The 19,800-nt window shown below is 42.7% G+C and carries 10 protein-coding genes; all 10 read right to left on the bottom strand.

Annotated elements, in window-relative coordinates:
* Nucleotides 1-39: 39 nt before the first annotated feature.
* Nucleotides 40-2,781 carry a family 78 glycoside hydrolase catalytic domain gene (locus tag J2X77_RS15735; protein WP_310081526.1) on the bottom strand — a complete coding sequence of 914 codons (2,742 nt, stop codon included), beginning with the start codon at nucleotides 2,779-2,781 and terminating at the stop codon, nucleotides 40-42.
* Entirely contained in the window at nucleotides 2,781-5,558 is a 2,778-nt protein-coding gene (locus J2X77_RS15730; RefSeq protein ID WP_310081525.1) for a glycoside hydrolase family 2 TIM barrel-domain containing protein, read from the bottom strand. The genes J2X77_RS15735 and J2X77_RS15730 overlap by 1 nt, the downstream gene beginning before the upstream one ends.
* 12 nt (nucleotides 5,559-5,570) lie before the next feature.
* On the bottom strand, nucleotides 5,571-7,004 hold the full coding sequence (locus tag J2X77_RS15725) for a sialate O-acetylesterase (RefSeq protein WP_310081523.1): 1,434 nt from the start codon (nucleotides 7,002-7,004) through the stop codon (nucleotides 5,571-5,573).
* Complete coding sequence (locus J2X77_RS15720; RefSeq protein ID WP_310081521.1) at nucleotides 7,005-8,837, bottom strand: exo-alpha-sialidase; 1,833 nt, start codon at nucleotides 8,835-8,837, stop codon at nucleotides 7,005-7,007.
* A 1-nt stretch (nucleotide 8,838) separates the two neighbouring features.
* The gene (locus J2X77_RS15715) at nucleotides 8,839-9,768 is read right to left on the bottom strand and encodes a glycoside hydrolase family 43 protein (RefSeq protein WP_209578197.1); all 930 of its coding nucleotides are present in this window, start codon (nucleotides 9,766-9,768) and stop codon (nucleotides 8,839-8,841) included.
* The gene (locus tag J2X77_RS15710) at nucleotides 9,768-11,168 is read right to left on the bottom strand and encodes a glycoside hydrolase family 140 protein (RefSeq protein WP_209578196.1); all 1,401 of its coding nucleotides are present in this window, start codon (nucleotides 11,166-11,168) and stop codon (nucleotides 9,768-9,770) included. The genes J2X77_RS15715 and J2X77_RS15710 overlap by 1 nt, the downstream gene beginning before the upstream one ends.
* Before the next feature lie 4 nt (nucleotides 11,169-11,172).
* The gene (locus J2X77_RS15705; RefSeq protein ID WP_209578195.1) at nucleotides 11,173-14,292 is read right to left on the bottom strand and encodes a DUF6298 domain-containing protein; all 3,120 of its coding nucleotides are present in this window, start codon (nucleotides 14,290-14,292) and stop codon (nucleotides 11,173-11,175) included.
* A 2-nt stretch (nucleotides 14,293-14,294) separates the two neighbouring features.
* Nucleotides 14,295-15,929, bottom strand: a complete 1,635-nt coding sequence (locus J2X77_RS15700) for a polysaccharide lyase (RefSeq protein ID WP_209578194.1) — start codon at nucleotides 15,927-15,929, stop codon at nucleotides 14,295-14,297.
* Between the two features lie 4 nt (nucleotides 15,930-15,933).
* Nucleotides 15,934-17,565 (bottom strand): polysaccharide lyase, encoded by a 1,632-nt coding sequence (locus J2X77_RS15695; RefSeq protein ID WP_209578193.1) that lies wholly within the window; start codon nucleotides 17,563-17,565, stop codon nucleotides 15,934-15,936.
* A gap of 119 nt (nucleotides 17,566-17,684) precedes the next feature.
* Entirely contained in the window at nucleotides 17,685-19,715 is a 2,031-nt protein-coding gene (locus tag J2X77_RS15690; RefSeq protein ID WP_209578192.1) for a RagB/SusD family nutrient uptake outer membrane protein, read from the bottom strand.
* Between the last annotated feature and the right edge of the window lie 85 nt (nucleotides 19,716-19,800).

The raw sequence follows: 19,800 nt of genomic DNA, 5'->3' as shown, positions 1-19,800 counted from the left end.
AATGTATTTTTAATATTATACATGTATACTAAATACTGCTTATAGTTTAATTTTGAATTGGTAATCTCCTGATCCTATTGCGAGCCAAACACCTGATTTTTCCTGTCGTAGGATCTGAATATCTTTATCGTTTTTTATTTTTTGATTATTTTCCAGGATCGTGGACAGTTCTGTCGTAGGCAGATAGATCTCTGCTCTGGTATTGGCCGGAATAGAAATCTTCCATTCGAAAGTCGATTTGCTTTTGCTCCAATTGGATTGAATGGTTCCATAAACACTTTTGTAGCTTGCATCCACATGATCCAATCCTGCTACGACCTGCGGTTTCATGACAACAGTCTGAAAGGCATGCTCCTTTGATTTGATACCCGCCAAATCCTCATAGAGCCATATCAAGAGATCGCCCAACATCATCACATGATTTTGTGAATTCATCTTGGGATGGGCTGTATTGCCATTCCACAACTCCCAAATTGTTGTGGCCCCATTTTCGACCATATAACCCCAGGAAGGATAGGTCTTATTGGTTGCAATTTTATAGGCAAGATCCACACGGCCGATTTTGGTCAGCGTGCGCATAATCCATTGTGTTCCGATAAGTCCTGTACTCAGGTGCCCGTGATTTTCTTTTTCCACAATCTCCACGATCCGGTTGCTTAGCTTTTCTTTGTTCGTATCTTCGACTAAGCCAAAAGATAACGCCAATATATTATCAGTCAATGAATTGCCACCATAATATCCTGCTTCGTTATAAAACGCAGCATTAAATGCTACTTTCATCTTCGCTGCGCGATCCAAAAAGTTAGCCTGATCTTGTCCATTGCCGACGAGGATGCTAAATCGGGCCATCGTCTGCAACAAATGATAGTAATAGGAAGTTGCGATCAATGCACTCGGATATTTTTTATCGGCAATCTTACCTCTTCCAGCTTCAATGGTTACCGGTGGGAAGCACCAATCACCATAACTATCCTTGGTAATAATACCATCCGTTCCTGTATAACGTAACTGCATATAATCCATCCATTTTTTCATGGCCGGATAATGTTTTTTCAAGATTCGCAGATCGCCAGCCTGCTGATAAAGCATATTGGCGATCAATAGGTAAGTTCCAGGCCAGCTGATATTATCACTATAGTAGCGCCAAAATGCTGGTGCAACATCCGGTAATGCGCCATCCTCCTTTTGGGACAGCCGAATATCTTCGAGCCATTTAGTATAAAAATTAGCGTTATCAAAGAGAAAGTTCTCACCGTATGCACTGACTGGACGATCACCCAACCAGGGCTGACGCTCATTGCGTTGTGGACAATCTACCGGTATACCTTTGTAGTTTGAAGCAATCCCCCACCATGCATTTTGATGGATCTGATTGATGAGTGTGTTGGAAGACACAAAGGCTCCCGCATCGCGTATATCGTCGTAGACAAAGCGGCCAACAAAATTACTTTTTGAAGCTATGCCCGGATAGCCGCTGACTTCGACATAACGAAATCCATGGTAAGTAAATCGCGGTTCCCAGGTTTCCTTTTCGCCACCTTTTAATATATAATGATCCGTTGCTTTGGCGTCGCGCAGATTTGTTGTAAATAGTTCGCCATCTTCTGTCAAAGATTCTGCAAAACGGAGTGTCACTGCTGTTCCACGCCTACCGGACACCGTCATCTTTACCCAACCCGAGAAATTTTGTCCAAAATCAAGGATGTATTTTCCTTCGGACTTTTTGACGATCGAAATTGGTGCAATATCTTGCATCACCTTCATACCTTCCGACTGCGCTTCGTAATTGCCACCGGGCTCTTGCACAAAAGCAGCCTTCAACCATGTTTTATCGTTAAAACCTGGATTTGCCCAGCCCGTTAGTTCTTTTCTGGCATCATAATCCTCACCATCATATTCGTTATTTGCCGTTATGGGTCCTTCGGTCGTTCCTTTCCACGAATCATCGGTCTTAATGACCTCTGTAGAGCCATCCGTATAAGTCAGCATAAGCTGCATTTGCAATTTTGGGAATCCAAAGGTTTTTATTTTATAAGGTTTTGCTTGACGCATGGCATAAAACCGTCCATTTCCCAAGATCACCCCGATCGCATGCTTACCTGCCGAAAGTGATTGTGTTACATCCAAAACATTATACTTAATGTTCTTGGTATAATCCGTAGGCACTGGAGCCAGTACTTGATCGCCTATCTTCTTGCCGTCAATATATAATTCATAAAGTCCTAGCCCCATCACATAGGCTGTAGCCTGCTTAATCTGTTTGGTTGTTGTAAATTCCTTTCTGAAATAACGGGCAGCCAATTGACTAGTCTTTTCATTGTCTGATGGGAAATACTGATCAAAACCAATCCAGCGTCCTGTCCAATCCTTGTAATGCAGCAGCCCCATAGTCCAACCAGCCGGCTCAGACCAGCTACTTTCACCCTTATTCGTATACACTTTTACTTTCCAGAACACTTCCATGCGGCTCTGCAGAGCGCTGCCTGCATAAATAACATGCGTGGAATTATTCGAAACCTGTTTCCCAGAATCCCAAAAATCGCCGATATTCTGATCCAGTTTTTCTTGTGAGGAAGCGACAAGTACCTGATAGGCTTCTTGTCGGATAGACCGCTCACTGCCCTGCAATTGCCAGCTCAGTCTTGGAGCAATGACATCTATACCGATCGGATTCGAACGTAATTCGGTCCGCAGGTCAGCAACAGTGATCTGTGCTGTAGCCTGATGCCACAAGATCGACAAGAACATGGATAAAAAGGATGCAAGAGTATTAGCTTTCATTAGTTTTCAAAATCAAAATAAAGTACCATATGCAAAGCCCGAGCTGGCTCCTTCTCAAAATCATAGTAGACGTGCTTCATACCCATCGGCCCCGTCGTTTCTGGCTTTTGTGTTTTCGTGCCGATGGCTGAAATACCATTCATAAAAGAAATATCGCCTTTCGGAAAAGTAGGTTCCATGTTTTTCCATTCGGTATCTTGCTGTTCTTTCGGCGTATATAAACGCAAAAACACATCCTCCCGATCAGTAAACACCCGGAAACTTTGATCCTTTCCGATAAATTTGGTCCAATACATATTGGCATGGTACCCTTTAAATTCGGGATATTCGAATGGCGATTCGCCCGTTGCGGTGTTATTGTACTTCTTTTTCCACACGCCAAACTGATTCCCTTTCATCCGGTTTTTCCAAACCCGATAAGGGCCCATTCCTCGATATTCAACACCTTCGATTTGATCCTCCGGAAAATCGAAATTCACTCCGACAAAACGTGTAAAATAACTTTCAGGAAAATATTGAACATGCATTTTCAACTGTCCCGAAGCAAGGATTTCCCAACGCAAGGTATTGTAACTCTCTTTTTTATCAAAAGTAGATGCGATAATCACCTTTCCATCCTCACGGTCCAATTTGAAATCCTTATAATTTGTCGCCGCTTCCTGTAAAACCGGTCCGTTTTTGAAAGGAATTACTCCTTTGGCATTTTGAACCTGCTCCAGCAATCCGCTTGTCTTATTGATTTGATAGCTAATGCCATTCGCTTTCACCAGATAGGCATTCGCGGTCTCCTGTACGGCAATATCCCCTGTTCCATTTGGTTTCAGGAGGCTACTTGCCACCTGATTCGGCAATGTAATCGGAAAGCTCCAGGTAAAGAGTTCCTGTTGATACACATCTTTTGCGGTAATATATAAGACATCAAAGTCCTCCCAACCTGTAGGGAAATCAACTTTTAAAATCCCTTTATCACCGGGGCGGATATTGGGAGCGACAATCGTTCCTTTTTTTGTTTCCTTAACCTCATCATAACCGCCCAACTTTTTGAGTTCGTACGAAAAGGTACACTGGTTAACATTGGTAAATGCGTATCTATTTTCAATATGGAATGCCCCATCAAATCCCTTGGTCATTTCCCGCTTTTCAAAGAAAATAGGACTCCATACCTCTTTTATCGTAAAGAAGCTTCCTTCTTTTTCGCCATGTGGGCCAATAATACCATCCGGACCACGATTTCCATCAGTATCTATAATACCGCCTTTATCCGTCCTGACGATTCCCTGATCACGAAAATCCCAAAGAAAACCACCCGCAGCAAGGGGATTGGCAAGCATCGCTTTCCAATAATCCTCCAATCCGGCACCATGCCCGCCATCGTACATGCCATGCAAAAACTCCGTCGGCATAATGATATTGTGCCCATGATCATAGGTACCAATACCATAGTTATATTCCCGGTAATGGGTTGTTTCAAAACCATCATGTACGGCCCAAGGATAAATCACAGCACGTTTTTGAATATCCTCTTCTGCGAAGATGGGATCAAAATCTGGATTATGCCCACCTTCATTCCCATTTGCCCAGAAAACAACGGAAGGATTATTTTCAGATACGACCATCATCTCCCGCAATAATTTAGTGCCGACTTCCTTATCGTAGTGTCCGTGCCAGCCCGCTATCTCGTTCATGACATATAAACCCAATGAATCACAGACAGCCAGAAAATGATTGTCTGGTGGATAATGGGCCATTCGGACAGCGTTCATATTCATTTCCTTCATGAGCTTCACATCGGCAATGCTAACTTCTTTACTCGTCGTCCGTCCGGATTCCGGAACGAACGCATGCCGATTGACCCCTTTGAATCGGACCTTTACGCCATTGACATAAACGCCATCACGTTCTTTGACTTCTATAGTCCGAAAACCAAATTTTTGCTCCAGCTGGTGCTGTACCTTACCATTTTTCGACAAGGTAAATTGCGCTGTATATAAGTTCGGAAATTCGGCAGACCATAATTGCGGAGCTGAAAATTGTCCCTCGAGCCAATTGTTTTTGTCTGACAGCTTTGCTTTCAGCTGTTTTCCAAATTTCTTTCCTTTTGCATCAAGCAGTTGAACCGTAATTTCGTCCGCTTCTCCCGCTGTCGCTATTTTTGCCCGGAATGTACCATTGGCCTTTGCGTCCAATGAAATACGTTCAATATGATGCTGGGGCAGGGCCTCCAAATAGACCGGTCTAAAAATCCCACCAAAAATCCAGAAGTCACCTTCCCGTTCCGCCGCATTCACCGACTTGTTTGCCGAATGCTTAGCAACATGGACTTCCAATAGATTTTCTTCGCCAAACTTCAACAGTTTCGTAATATCGTATTTGAAAACATAATATGATCCCTGATGGATAGCGCCGGCTAGCTTGCCATTGATCTTGACTTCGGTATCAGTCATAGATCCTTCAAAAACAATACGCACCTGCTTATCCTGCCAAGCATCGGATACTTTAAATGTATATTTATAGTAACCTACCTCTTTGCCTTTATCAGCCTCTTTATTGAAGCCGTAATTATATTTCCCGAAGCCCTGTTGTTCCCAGTTGGAGGGAACTGGTATTTTCGTCCATTTCCCGGCATTCATGCCTTCGCTCACATAAAAGTCCCATAATACACCATCATCCTTTCCTTTTCCAGAGAGGTATTGGCTCGCTGTTTTTTGGGCAGATACCTGCAATCCCATAGTGCCAAAAAAAAGTAAGGATAACGCTATTTTTGTTTTCAAGTTCATGATCGCTAAAGACTATTTCAATTTAATATGTTGTAATGGATTATTTGTTCTAAAAGGTGCGGCCGGCAGGTCAGCGGTATTCACCAGGTTGGGCTGGGCAGCTTCGTCCCAACCAAAACGTACCTGACGAATCTGTTGTACCTGGTCACTTTCAAGTACGACTGTCTGTCCGTTGATAGCAGCCTGTGCTGAATAAAATATGCCATCCTCATCCGCAACTTCAAACGATGTTAAGGGTTTGCCATCGATAGTCTTTAAGCCTTTCGCATGTTTCAATTTTACCGTTGCTTGTTTACCTTGGTATTTTACAGCCTCTAGTTCAGGGCCATCGGCTACAATATTTCTATGATAGACGTATTTTAAAGCCTTAAGGGCATGACGACGACCGATTTCCCATTTATAACTTGGATGGAGATCGTGTGGATCATCGACCAGATCTGTCGTAATGATACGTGCTGTATGCGGCAATTGCAAAACCAGATCTTGGGCTTCCCGAAATTCCGGCAACACTGTTCTCGGCATACGGACATGACCTTTTTCGTCCAGGGAATAATAGAAAGGTGCGATTTCGGTAAAATAAAACGGTAATTTGGGGTTTCCCCAAAGTGTCCGCCAATTTTCGATCAGCGCCTTCATTTTATAACTATAACTAATAGTTTCTTTTAAAAAGGTATTGGATTCACCTTGGTACCAAACAAATCCTTTTAAAGTGTAAGGTGCTAATGGTGCAATCATCGTATGAAAGAATTTACCGGGATCGCCTTCTTTCTTTTTATCTTTCAGATAAGGTGAACTTGTCCAATATTCTTCGGAGAACCAGGGCTCGATTCTGCTGCCGCTCACAGCTGATGAAATAATGCCTACAGGGACACCTAATTCTTGCTGTAGCGTTTTCCCGAAGAAATAGGCCGGCGCAGAAAATTGACGCAGTGCCGAATCCCGGGCTACAGCCCAGCCCTCATATTGGCCATCCGGCTTGGCCAGAAATTTCCGGCGGACCAAAAATAATCGGATATTGGGATTGTTTGCTTCAGAAACTTCGTTTTTAGGAAAATAATCACCCTTCAGCGGAGTTTTTACCTTCACAATTTTACGCATTTGGTATTCCATATTCGATTGGCCCGAGCACAGCCAAACTTCACCGACCAAAACATCTTTAAGTTCGATCGTATTGTTTCCCCTGATGGTCAAGGTCTGTGCAACCGCATTAGCCGGCATGGCTTTTAGTTCAACTTTCCAATGCCCATTTTGATCAGCTTCTGTCGTCTTCAACTGATTTTGAAAGGCTACACTTACCTGCTCACCGGGATTTGCGGAACCAAAAATGGCGACCGGCTGGTTGCGTTGCAAGACCATGTGATTGGCAAAAATATTGGGCAATATGACATCTGCCTTTGCCGAGAAACCGGCTACCAATAAAGCAATATGTACAATAAACCGTCTCATTTATTTCAACTTTTCCGCTTTCAGCGAAGTAATCTGATAAATAGCTTCTTTGATCGAAGCACCTGCATTTTCAACATCAAAGTCCTGGTCTGTTTCTGTATCTGCATTTGGAAATCTTCTGACATCGCCTGTTCGGAAAGAGATTTTATTGACGTTGCTTACGGGTTGGAAAAATAGCTTCGTGCCTTTATCCTCGCCATTGATGGCAACTTGATAAGAGCGGGTGCTCACGTCGAAAGTTAACACAAAGTGATAGGTCTTTCCCGCTGCATATTTTGTCAGCGAAGCATTTCGATAACCTGCCTTATTTTTGATAATACCATCTTTGTCAATGATAATTCTAGCGGCAGCTAAGCCTATATCGTTGACCAACTCGATCTGTAGAGTACCATGATCATTTTGCTGTGGCTTCACTGTAAATTCGATGGTCCCTTTTTGGGCCGATTGAATCACACGATCTGCTTTTGCATAGTCGAAAGGGTCTTTATCGCGCAAGACCAATGCTTTTCCTTCAACCTTGGCACTTGCCCACAAAGGACTATAAATATTCCAGTTGTGATAGGCTTGCACAGCATTTTTCGCAAAATCATCGTTCACGACCTCATCTACTGTAGACTTGATCGGAACAGGTACAACAGCAGTCCAAATATCTTCTTTGTTCATACTGTACGTCAACCACATGTTACGATCGGGAACCATGCCATTTCCTTCGACGATACCACGAACATATTGCGGTCCATATGACTTATAGTTACCGCCATAACGCATTGTGGTGATCTCCCCGTTAACCAATAACAAATCCGTGTAATTCAATCCATCATTACTGGTCGATACGGCCAAGGGCCATCTGAATTCCGATGGGTTATACACTGTTGCATAGCGCCCGTCGGATGTTTTTTGTCCCCAGATCTTCGCATTGCTGTTCACAAACCCGGGGGCGCGCAATGGTGAGTATTGCCAGGTTTTTCCATTGTCCTTGCTCATCGATGTCAATGCATGCTTCCATAAACCGACGACCCTTCCATCATTGAGATGATAAAAGGAAAATGCTTTTACCGGACGCTGCAAAGGAATTAATGGATCGTTTCGATCAGACTCCTCTACCCATTGTTGCATCATGAGTGGCGTGCCCAGCAATTCGTCACAAGCTTGTACGAAAGCCTTGTCTTTGCTCTTTTTATAAAAGGGATATTTGGCACCCTTCTCATCAAAAGAGGCATTGAAGTGAATAAAATAGATTGGCCCAAAGCTACCATCTTTGTGAATTTCTCGGACTACACGCCCAAGACCATTTCCATCATTTGGATCGTCCTTGGCATCCAGTGCTACACCGTAATATCCGAGCGTCAGCAATTTATCATTCTTTGCATGATAAAAGCCCATACGTTGGTGCATGATTGCATATAAATTTTTCCCAGCCTTATCCGTACGTCCTGGCTTGGTAAAACCTTCCGGAACGAGATAGGTCGGGAATAAATCTGTCGGATTAGACCAATTTCGGCCATCTTTTGATGTTAACAGCAAGGTTTTTCCTTCCGCGATATGCTCCCCCACAGGATTGCTGAGAAACTGTAGGTAATAAGTATTGTTCCAATACGCTAAAAAAGGCTGGTGGTTATAGGTAAAACTATGCCCTCCGGCCAAATCAGGAAACTCTCTATTGGCTCGAAATACCTGGATATTGTGCGTACCCACAGCAGGGGTCAGCTGTCCATGATGGTAATCTACATTGGATAATGTCTTTCCTATATACTTTACTGTATCTTGTTGTGCTACCGCATGGTTCATAACAGAAGACAGCGATAGACCCACTAATACTAATTTGATACACATACTATTTCTTTTTGGCTTCAACCCGAAGCAAATTTTTTAAATCTTTATTGGATGCTTTGAAGATCGTTCCATGTTTATGTCCTTCTGGAACGGAAATCTTGTCGTTGATTTTTTCGAAGACCTTAAAATCTTTGGTGGACACAGCCTCATAGCTTTTGCTACCATATGAATCGAAATAGATTAACCATTGATCCTTGACTTTAAGCACCGCAGGTCCCTCACTTAAATACGGCGAGAAAGGCTGAGAGATCTGCTGAAATGGCCCCAACGGATTTTTCGCAAAGGCCACCTTTAGATTTCGATTGGGCCGCGTATTATCCTTTAATACAAGCACATAATCTTTTTGCTCTTTTTTGACAATGACGGCATCAATGATACTAAAGCCCGGATCACTAAATAATTTCGTCTTCGTAAAGGATTTAAAATCCTTTGTTGTCGTATAGTACATGCGGTGATTGTTTTTCTCTTCTTCTACGCCTTTTGCAAAACGATAAGGAATGGTGGAAGCCCAAATAATAATAAACCGGTCTTCTATATCATCATAAAATAACTCTGGTGCCCAGATATTAACTGTGGTCGCCTCTTGCTGCATCACAGGGATAATTTGTTGGTGTCCCCAATGGATCAAGTCTTTTGAACGTGCATAGCCGATTCCTTCATTTCCCTGCCACCCAATGGTCCATACCAGATGATAAATACCTTGTTTATCCCGTATCATCGACGGATCGCGCATGATTTTCTGTTTTCCTAATTCTGGTTTTAAATAAACCCCATTAATTGCATTCCAATGGTAGCCATCTTTGCTATACAGATAGCGCAAACCTTCATTGGCGGGTTCGTGGAACGAGGTAAATAGGTAAACATCCCGCTGACAGGAAGCCAAGATCGATGCCACACTAAATAAAATAAACAATTTGACCAAATTCCTCATTAAATGCTATCTAAGATCAATACCCAGTCGTTTCCATCTTTTTGTCCTCCCTCAGGCACAAAAGTTTGTACACCTTTATTTTCAAACTCTCCGATCACTTTGGTCGACCCATTTCGGGGATCAAACCAGGACGCTTTTACTTTGTCCCCATTGATTTTTCCCATATTAATTTTCATTTCCCTACCGTTGTAATTGTAGATAAATGCGTAATCCGCTGTTCGTGTCGCTAGTAAACGATTGTATTTATCACCATTATCCGCAATTAAAGACTGGTCTGGAACACGATCAAAGTAATTGTCTCTGGAAAGCATAAGTTCCTTCAAAAATTTCATCTGAGTAGCCCCCGGCGCATGAATTGCCGAATTCCATAGCTCATCCGAACCATACGCCGATGTCGAGTCTTGTTTTCCATGCATCTGCATCACTGAGTTCTGTCCATAAGTATAGCCAAACGCCCCCGCAAATACAGACCAATAACCGTATCTTCTGACGTCAGCATCTTTCCAGCGCGGTTGGGTGATATCGTGTAATCCCTGTGGGATGCCTTCATAAGAAGGTTCCCCGTCGATCGTTGGTTTAATGGGTTTTATATCCCAGTCGGCTGCCATAAACTTCCAGTTATCCTCGCCATAATGTTTCTGTTCATTCGCGGAAGTGTCCTGAGCGTAGGTACGGTGTCCAGATTGCACCATATTGAAATCCAGCCAGGGTCTATCGTGGAACCAATCCGAAGAAGCCGTTCGTCCTCTAGGATGAAAAGTCATTAAATGGTTATGATCGATGGCTTTTATTGTTTGGCCGATTTTCTCCCACACTTCCATCTTATCTGATCCCTTAATATCACCCCCATTTAACCAAATGATATTCGGACGGTCTTTCCACCTTTCCGCAAGAAACGTGGCATATTTTTCTGCTTGCTCAGCTGATACTTTTCCATCCTTCACCGGTGATCCCCAAACCGGCACCAAAGCAACATAGAGTCCTTTTTCAGCAGCCTTGTCAATAATATAATCGACATGATCCCAATAATCGTATTCCGTTGCCTTATCAGGATTGTTACCTTCGGTCACCAGCGGTCTGGAAATATCTTTATTGACAACCGAAGAATCTCCATAAACATTTACAGAAGGAACGGTATGCAAGACCATCGCCTGAATGACATTGAAGCCCTTTTGTTTTCGATCTTCAAGGTATTGATCGGCTTCGGATCGGTTGAGTTTATTAAACAATAACCAACCTGTATCACCCAACCAAAAGAAGGGCTGTCCATCTTTGGTCATCATGTATCTGCCATTTTCAGATATCTTCAATAATGTAGTGTGCTTTGACTCTTTATTGGAAGTACATGAAAACAGTGCTCCTGCAACTGTAAATAATATAAGTTTCTTACGTATAGACATGTTGTTATTTCTTATTTAGCCAAATAATTTCCGGCCCTTTTATATAATTGCTTAAATTAATGTGCTTGCCCAAATTGATCTGCTCGGTTTTGGTAATCGCTCCGCTTTTCGGATTAATATGTGTCATTTCAAAACGTCCTTTATAATCGGATAAGTCAATGTTTTCACCTATAGCTTGCTCGCTATAAATAATCAATCCCTGCGTGCTCTTTAATAGCCACGTACCGCTGTTGACTTGTACAGCTTTCATAGTCGATGCCGCACGGTAGAAATCGTTGTTTCCTATTTTAGGTAAGTTGGCCATAGACCCACCAGCCATAAAAGATGCCCAAGCCATCGTTGGGTAGTTGTCAGCAAAGTATAACACTGCTTTATCCGGATATTTTGTGCGGTATTCGGATACGGCTTTATAAACGGCCTCCATCGATGTTTTCTTTGGTTTCAACAAGCGTGCATGTTGACGCGGTGCCAGATTTTGCCCTCCTTGTGGCGCATAGGTCTTTCCGTCGGCTTGGTAGTGCCAGTAGCGGATATCAATGACCTGGATTTCTTTGGCACGTTCGGTATCCGCCAAAATAGCATCCTGTACGTCTTTCGTAGCACTTAAACCAATCATTGGATTTTTACCCGTCTCAGCCTTCCATTCTTTGATCACATCGATCCAAAACTGAACGAAATGCAACGGTCCGGTATATTCGGCGCTAATCATCTGAATAACTCCCGAGTTGTCTTTAAAATTATTTAAACATTGACGGATGTATGCGCGGTGTAATGAACGACGAACAGGGTTATCGATATCGTAGAACTGTTCTGCCATGAAAATTCGTTTATTACCCGCATAAGGAACCGGTTCTGGAAATCCGACATTATTGATATTATTAGCTGCACGCCATGGGAAGTCCGCGTAATGTGCACCAGCTTCGATAATATTATGTTGAAAATAATTTTGATGCAGCAATACCAAACCTTTTTGGTCTGCTAGATCTGCATATTGTTTCAAGCGTCCCCAGTAAAATTTGTTGTACTTTGTTAAATCATACTTAGACAAGCCGTCATAAGCTAAGCCCTGGCCACTACGCGCAAATGGCAGTTCATAAAACGGAGGCCACACCTCCCCATTGATCCGACGAATACGCTCGTGGTCATCACGTCTCCGATCGTACCAAAGCCCGTAATTGTGATCAATGGCAAGGATGTTGTCGTTAAGCAACGAATCTGTCATCACATCAAGATCATCTGTCAGTCCTGCTCCGACCTCTCCAGGCACATAGCGTGTGATATGTGGTTTCGCTTTCCCAGCACCATGCGGTCGAGCGCTACCATTCCACCACGGAACATCCGATTTGGCCCCTACGAGTACTTCATCACCACGTACCAACCAACCGTTTACGACACGCATATCGGCTTGTTTTTTTGCTGGGGTGATCTCTTTATAGCCGATTTGATCGATGGTTTTTACATTTGCGGTCATATTTAAGGGATAACGATCACCGGCTTCTGCAATAAAGTCAACCAGTTTCGTCATTGGATTTTCAGACTGACGCGTCAGCTCCATGGCAACACTGACGGGCGGACTACTGGATGCTTCGGTCAAAACTGGCAACAGTACTGTGCGTTCATCAGCCGCTAGGCCAATTCTTTCCCGTAACTGTGCATAATACAAGCTTTTGGGCTTGATATATTCATTCGATTGCTCCCAATAGCCATTTCCCTGAAATTGAGACCAAATCCCAAAAGCCCAGTTCTGTGCCGTTGGGGGTTGATAACACTCTACAAGTCCAGCTGTCGACTGCCAAAATACAGAATTTGCTGCCGACCAGCCAGCTCCCTGGCCATCTTGACCTCGGTTTTTATAGCTTAGTGCCTGCGCATCTATATCTGCATTATCAAAAAGAACTCCCGACGCCCAGCTGTCTATCCCACCACTGAAACTGAAAGGCTCTACTGCCTGACATTGGACAAAAGCATTTGGCCCTGCTGCCAGATAGCCCACTGCGAAATCATGATATCCCTGCTCAGAATAAAGCCGCTGAAATAAGGTCTGCTGTCCTTTTGTGAAAAAAGTATATCTTCTTTGGCCACCAATTTCTGAAACCGGGTCCCGGGAAATACAATCCTCAACAGTTAATTTTTGGGTACTTGCTAAAGCGTAAACGGCTGATCCTGCGAAATGCTGGAACTGCATGCGACGCACCCATACATTTTCCGCATTTTCAATAGTAATCGCCATCCAGCGATGGTCTTCGTCTTTCGGGTTATTCGCATCGAAAGCAGATTTAAGTGTGATATTTTCTATACCGACATTTTCGATTCTTCCTTTCCAATTATATTGCTCAACAGTCGTTTGGCCATAGCGTCTGTCCAATGCAGTTGTGATTGGTGCATCAATCTCGATACCATTACCTTTCACTGCGACAATCGTTCTATCCCAAGTAACATCGCGTTGCCCGGGTTTCCAACCTAGCGAAGTAATGCCACCACCAAAATGATCAGTACCAAGCTGATTAATCCAATCTTGCGTGGAAGGTCTTGTAATCCTAATTTTATCGCCAGCTTTATAGGAAGCTGCATGATCAATATCCAATACCCGCGCGTTGACAGGGACGTAAGTACTTGTTACGTTTGTCTTTTTTGCAAACGTGATATCGTCTTTTCCGAGAATACGGATGAGTGTTTCTCTTGTTGTTCCTTCACCAATGATGACAGTTCCATTTGTTGTGAAACCACTACCACGCAGAATAACACCCGAGGCACTTATTTTAAGAGAACCGGAAACAGAATAAACTCCCGCTTGTAAAAGCACCACTCCTCGTAATCCATCTTTACCCAACGGTAGCATTGACACATAGTTGATAGCAGCTTGTATACGTTGCGTCGCATCACCTGTTTTTAGAGGAACAACAACAGCAATCTGTCCGGTAGGAATAGCTTCATTGCCTCCTTTATATCCCGCGTAAGAAAAATCAGGAATCTGATTTCCTAAGGAATCTGCATGGTACACAAACTTGGCCTCATCCCATACCAGAGGACTATATGCCTTCATTTGTTGTGCATGTGCAGTATAAGCAATGCAGGTGAAAGCATATAATGCGATACAAGAAAAGAGCGAAATTCTTTTTATCATGATTATTTTTTATTTTTTGGCACGACGGCATCTATTGCAACCACCCCATTTAAATAATTCTCAATATTGGCGTAGCCGTTTTTCGCTATTTTTCTAGAATCACTTGGATCATTTGGATTCAACCCCATACTTTTTTCTACATTATCTGGAATGCCATCGTTGTCCGAATCTTGGTAAGGCATCCCCTGATAAGTCGGATATCCGCCTACTTGTGCAATATGGGATATAATCCCTTGTTTGTAGGAGTCTTCTGGAAGGCGTCGTTTAACATATGCAGACACAAATCCATGTTGCGTTTTTGTTGTATCATAATACACTTTATTCTCTGACACTTGCCTAATAATCCGTTGATCAACAGCGTCCTGTTTTGGTAGAAATGCACCTACATTTTTAAGAACATAGTTGTAAGCATCCTGAGCAGATAGTGCGGTAACGGGAGCCATTGAAAACGCTTTATCCACACGGATTTCTTTTTCACGATCACCAACATTCGGTAGATCTTCAATCTGGATGCCTCCGGCCCAGTTATTTTTAGTGACCTCTGGGAAACCTTCTACCACATTTCCATGTGCATATACTTTCCCATACTGATCTTTAAAGGCTTTATCTCTTCCAGATTCTGGCTTTAAGATACGGTACGCAATCGGCTTATCTTTGGGTGTAATTGGCCCCGGCTTATAGTAATTATTGATAAAGTTGAATAAGGATTTATTATCTCCGCCATCAGCACTTCTATTCCACCAGTTCCAAATAACATTATTAACAAATCCAAAGTCACCATACATTCCTATGGAAGGATTCCGACTGATATTTGACGCCCATAGGTTACGCATAAAGGTACTGTTTAAACCACCTATTGTACTTCCGAAAGCGTGGTTGTACGCATCCAGTGCTTCAGAAAAAATAGAATTTTGGATCGTAATATTGACAGTAGGTAATTTGAGATTTTTACCTTCACGGTCGTATACATGTCGATAGATAGACATATTTTCATCCAAACCCCAACTTGCAGACACGTGGTCAATCATAATATTGCCAACCACATTGCCTCCTACAGCATCATCACGTCTCGTTACATCGGTTTCACCGCGGCGGAAACGTAAAAACCTTAAAATGACATCGTGCGTATCAATCAGAAAAGATTCTCCGGCCACACATACCCCATCCCCTGGCGCTGTCTGTCCGGCAATCGTAATATAAGGCGCTCTGACAACAATTGGTTTTTCAAGTTGAATAATACCAGCAACATTAAATACAACGATACGGGAACCACCGGCCTCACAGGCTTCTCTCAACGTTCCAGGACCAGTGTCCGCAAGACTTGTCACGACAAAAACTTTTCCTCCTCGTCCACCAGCGGTATAAGCGCCTCCACCTTCAGCACCAGGAAATGCTTTAATTTTTGCCTGCGGTAAGTCACTCGGTTTTGCAGCCCAAGGGATATAGGGCTTCCCTTCCTCCTTTATAATTTTTTGTGCTTCTGCCCAGACTTTTTCTAAACGTATGATTTCTGCCTTGTCCCGTTCAGCAGCCAATTTTTTCAGGGAATCTGGAATAACCGGATATTGGCCCAATGCCGCTACGGGGCTTATTAGCCCCAATAGCAACACAGTATTTCGATTCAGTAACGATGTCATAGCTTTATTTAGCAGCTAATTTATTCAGATAGATTTCGATGTTCGCATAACCTGATGCTGTAATCTTCGCTGAATCGCTCGGATCATTTGGATTGAGCCCCATTTCTTTCTCGACTGTATCTGGAATACCATCATTGTCCGAATCTTTGTACGGTGTACCTTTATACACTGGATATCCGCCAACTTGAGATATGTCGGTAATAATACCAATTTTGTACGAATCCTTTGGTAATCTTCGATGTTCAAAATCTTTTTCCGGCAATTTCACATTGCTTAATAATTTGACTGGTTTACCATTTTTCACATCACCAACAACCCGTGTGTCGACAGGGTCTCTTTTGGGCAAGGTGGCTCCTGCATGTTCAAGAACAAAGCCGTAAGTTTCCTGCGCAGTCATTACCGGAAAACTAGCATGTGGGAATGGTTCCTTAACGCTCATTGCAGCGAAATAAGGCTGAGCTTCAGCATAAGTCATCGCATCCCCTTTTTTATTTTCCAGTTGCACACCACCATCCCAGTTGTTAGCCGTTACTTTCTCGTTTCCTTCTACAATATTACCTTTGACATGCGCCCGGCCGAATACCACATAAGGCAATTTACTTCTACCCGATTCAGGCTTCAAGATGCGATAACTTACAGGCTGATTTAAAGGTGTCGCTGGTCCTGGTTTAAAGTAATTGTTGACAATGTTGTATGTAGCTTGATAGTCTCCACCATCAATTGATCGATGTACCCAATTGTACACAACGTTGTTGTAGAAATTGAACAGACCATTCCACCCAATAGATGGGTTACGAGCCGCATTGTTTGCCCAAAGATTGCGCATGAATGTGCAATTCTCACCACCTAAAGTACTACCAAATGCATGGTTCCATGTATCTAAAGCTTCAGAGAAAATAGAATTTTGGATGGTAATATTTACAGTACCACGTTTTTCTTCTGCTTTTCCAGTACTATCATTATACATGTGGCGGTACATGGACATATTTTCGTCCAAGCCCCAGCTTGCCGAAACGTGGTCGATCATAATATTTCCCACCGGATTACCACCGATGGCGTCATCCCGACGGCCAACGTACGTTTCGCCCCGTCTAAATCTCATATGTCGGATCAAGACATCGTGTGTATTGATCCAAACAGATTCACCGGCCACGCAGACACCATCACCTGGTGCAGATTGTCCGGCGATAGTCACATACGGCGCACGAATAATCAATGGCGTTTTTAGGCGGATGATACCAGAAACGTTAAATACGATAATGCGAGGACCACCTTTTTCACAGGCCTCCCGCAATGAACCAGGACCATTATCTTCTAAGCTCGTCACCACATATACCTGACCGCCACGACCACCAAAAGTAAATTTACCACCACCTTCCGCTTCCGGGAAAGCCAAAATCTTAGCTTGTGGAAGATCATCAGGCCGCCCCGCCCAAGGAATATAAGGTTTACCCAGCTTTGCATATTCTTCTATGACAGGTAAAGCTTTTTGCCACGCTTCGTCAGATTGCTCATATGCTTTTTTCATTAGGTCATCTGTAGACTTCTTAACGTCTTCTGGTATTTTGGGATATTGACAAAAGGCAATGCATGTGAAAAGGCTCAACAATGCTGTCAGCGTTATTTTATGTAACATGTTTATCTAGTTAGTAGGATTTATAATTTCTATTTCAAATATATGTCAACTGTACATTTATTAAAAGCAATGTATGTCACAATACGCATACATTGCCTTGATATTCTGTACGTGGGAAACTATTTTAAAGGATCGAAAGATCCGGAACCATTCATGCTATCCCAACCCAAAGTTTGCTGTAAATAGGGAGAGGTAGACAAGATTGTCTGATTGAGTCCGAAGAAGTAATATTGTGGATACCAGGAGAAAGTCCATGCTCCATTTGTGGGATCCAAATCGTCTTTTTCTGCAATATTAAAGTAATTGTCGTATAAATAATCCAAATATTCATCTTGATTCGTGATTCCAGAAGGATACGAAGAGGGCTGACGCTCTATTACCGGCACGCCGCTTTTACTGTCCCTTAATAGCGGATCTAGATCACCAACGTATTCCGTACCACTATTTTTTACAGTAATAAATAAGCCTGTACGCCTTGTTCCATTCAATGGTTTCACTCCGATTCTTTGCGCAGTAGGAGAGTCTGCCTCGAAAAGCTTCCATCTCCTTAGATCGTAGAATCGTTTTCCCTCGTAAGCGAACTCTAATCTACGCTCATTAATCACAGCCCCAAATAACTTATTTCTATTTCCTATTGCAGCGCTTAAACCATAAGATCCATCCTTATTTTCAAGCCCAGCACGTTTACGAATCTCAATAATTCCCGCAAGTCCTTCTGTTAATTTATCTGAACCAATAGCCGATTCAGCTAAATTCAATATCACTTCCGCAAAGCGTAATTCAATAAAATCAGTTCCACTTTGTTGGAACCCTGCTCCGCCATTCGATATTCCAGAAGCTTTTGGATCAGCACCCTTTTTCAAATATATACCGCTGGCATTGGCACCTTGGGTTTCTGTAGACACATACGCTCCCTTTTTATTTTTCCAATAATAAGTCCACTGGCGATATTCGCTACCATTCGCATATGGGAAAAGCGCACCGTTAAATACAAATGTCTTTGAAAATCGTGGATCCCTATTTTTATAGAACTTTCGTTTATCATAACTATAAGTAGATGATGGATCATCTATACTTTTCCCATCTAACATTGGAAATGCATCCAGCATTTGTTTAGTAGGGGAAATAGACCCAGAACCAGAGAGTGCACGAGGTCTAACCACTTGTTCCCATCCATTATTTTTAACAGCCCCGCTTGTTGAGGTTAGATTATTAAATCCATAGACTATTACCGCTTCCGAATTTGCACTGCCTTCAGTCAAAAACAAGTCAGCCCAAGATTTGCCATTTGCTGTACCACCATTCTGAAACAAACCAAAGCCATTTTGCTCCAGCAAGTTTTTCGCCTCCAAATTGGCAGTATATGCCGCTTGCCACCTCTCACGAGAATCGTTTGGATTAAATTGCGGACTAGCATAGGTTAACAAAACGCGTCCTTTTAATGCTGCTGCTGCCCCACTTGTAATACGGCCCCAATTTGCGGCATCCCATTTTCCTGGCAAAAGACTCTTTGCCAGGTCTAAATCCTTTACAATTTGAGCAACGCATTCCGCAGTGCTGCTCCTTTGAACAGAATTCTCTTCATTATTTCCAACAACGGGTGTCTGTGAACTTAACACTAAAGGCACACCTCCATACATCCGAACCAATTGAAAATATTGAAATGCGCGCCAAAAATATAGTTGACCTTTCATTTGGTTTCGCGTTGCCTCGTCAATTCCTCCTTGATCGATTTTTTCTAAAAAAACATTGATCTCCTTCATTCTGGTCCACACGTTATTTCCTACGCTTGCTGACATTCGTTGACCAAAATATTTATTAGCATGATTATTAATATAAGAGATCGTATTCCATTTTTTGTTATAATCCGTTTCCCCCGCCAATTCATCTGTCGTTTGGGTAAATGTATTGCTATACCCTCCATTTTCAGACGCATCTTGCGTCGCCACAAATGTTTGTGCATTATTTGGCGGCAAAAACAAACCGTAAACATAATCCACATACGCACGCGCCAATATGGGATCTTTAAATACATCATCCTCTTTGACAGCAGCTAAGTCCGTTTTCTCCTCTAGAAAATTATCCTTACAAGCTTGATTTGCCAAGAGTAGGCATACTAATGCTATATTGAAAATTGATATTTTTTTCATCTGTATATAATTTTATTCCATCATTCGATGGAGCTGACCATTCAATCAAATTATCTTTAGTTTGTATTGAACAGTTTATTTTCAC

Origin of the sequence: Sphingobacterium sp. 2149, assembly GCF_031455655.1 — a bacterium.
Lineage (GTDB): Bacteria > Bacteroidota > Bacteroidia > Sphingobacteriales > Sphingobacteriaceae > Sphingobacterium.
This window is presented reverse-complemented; position numbering and strand designations above follow the sequence as displayed.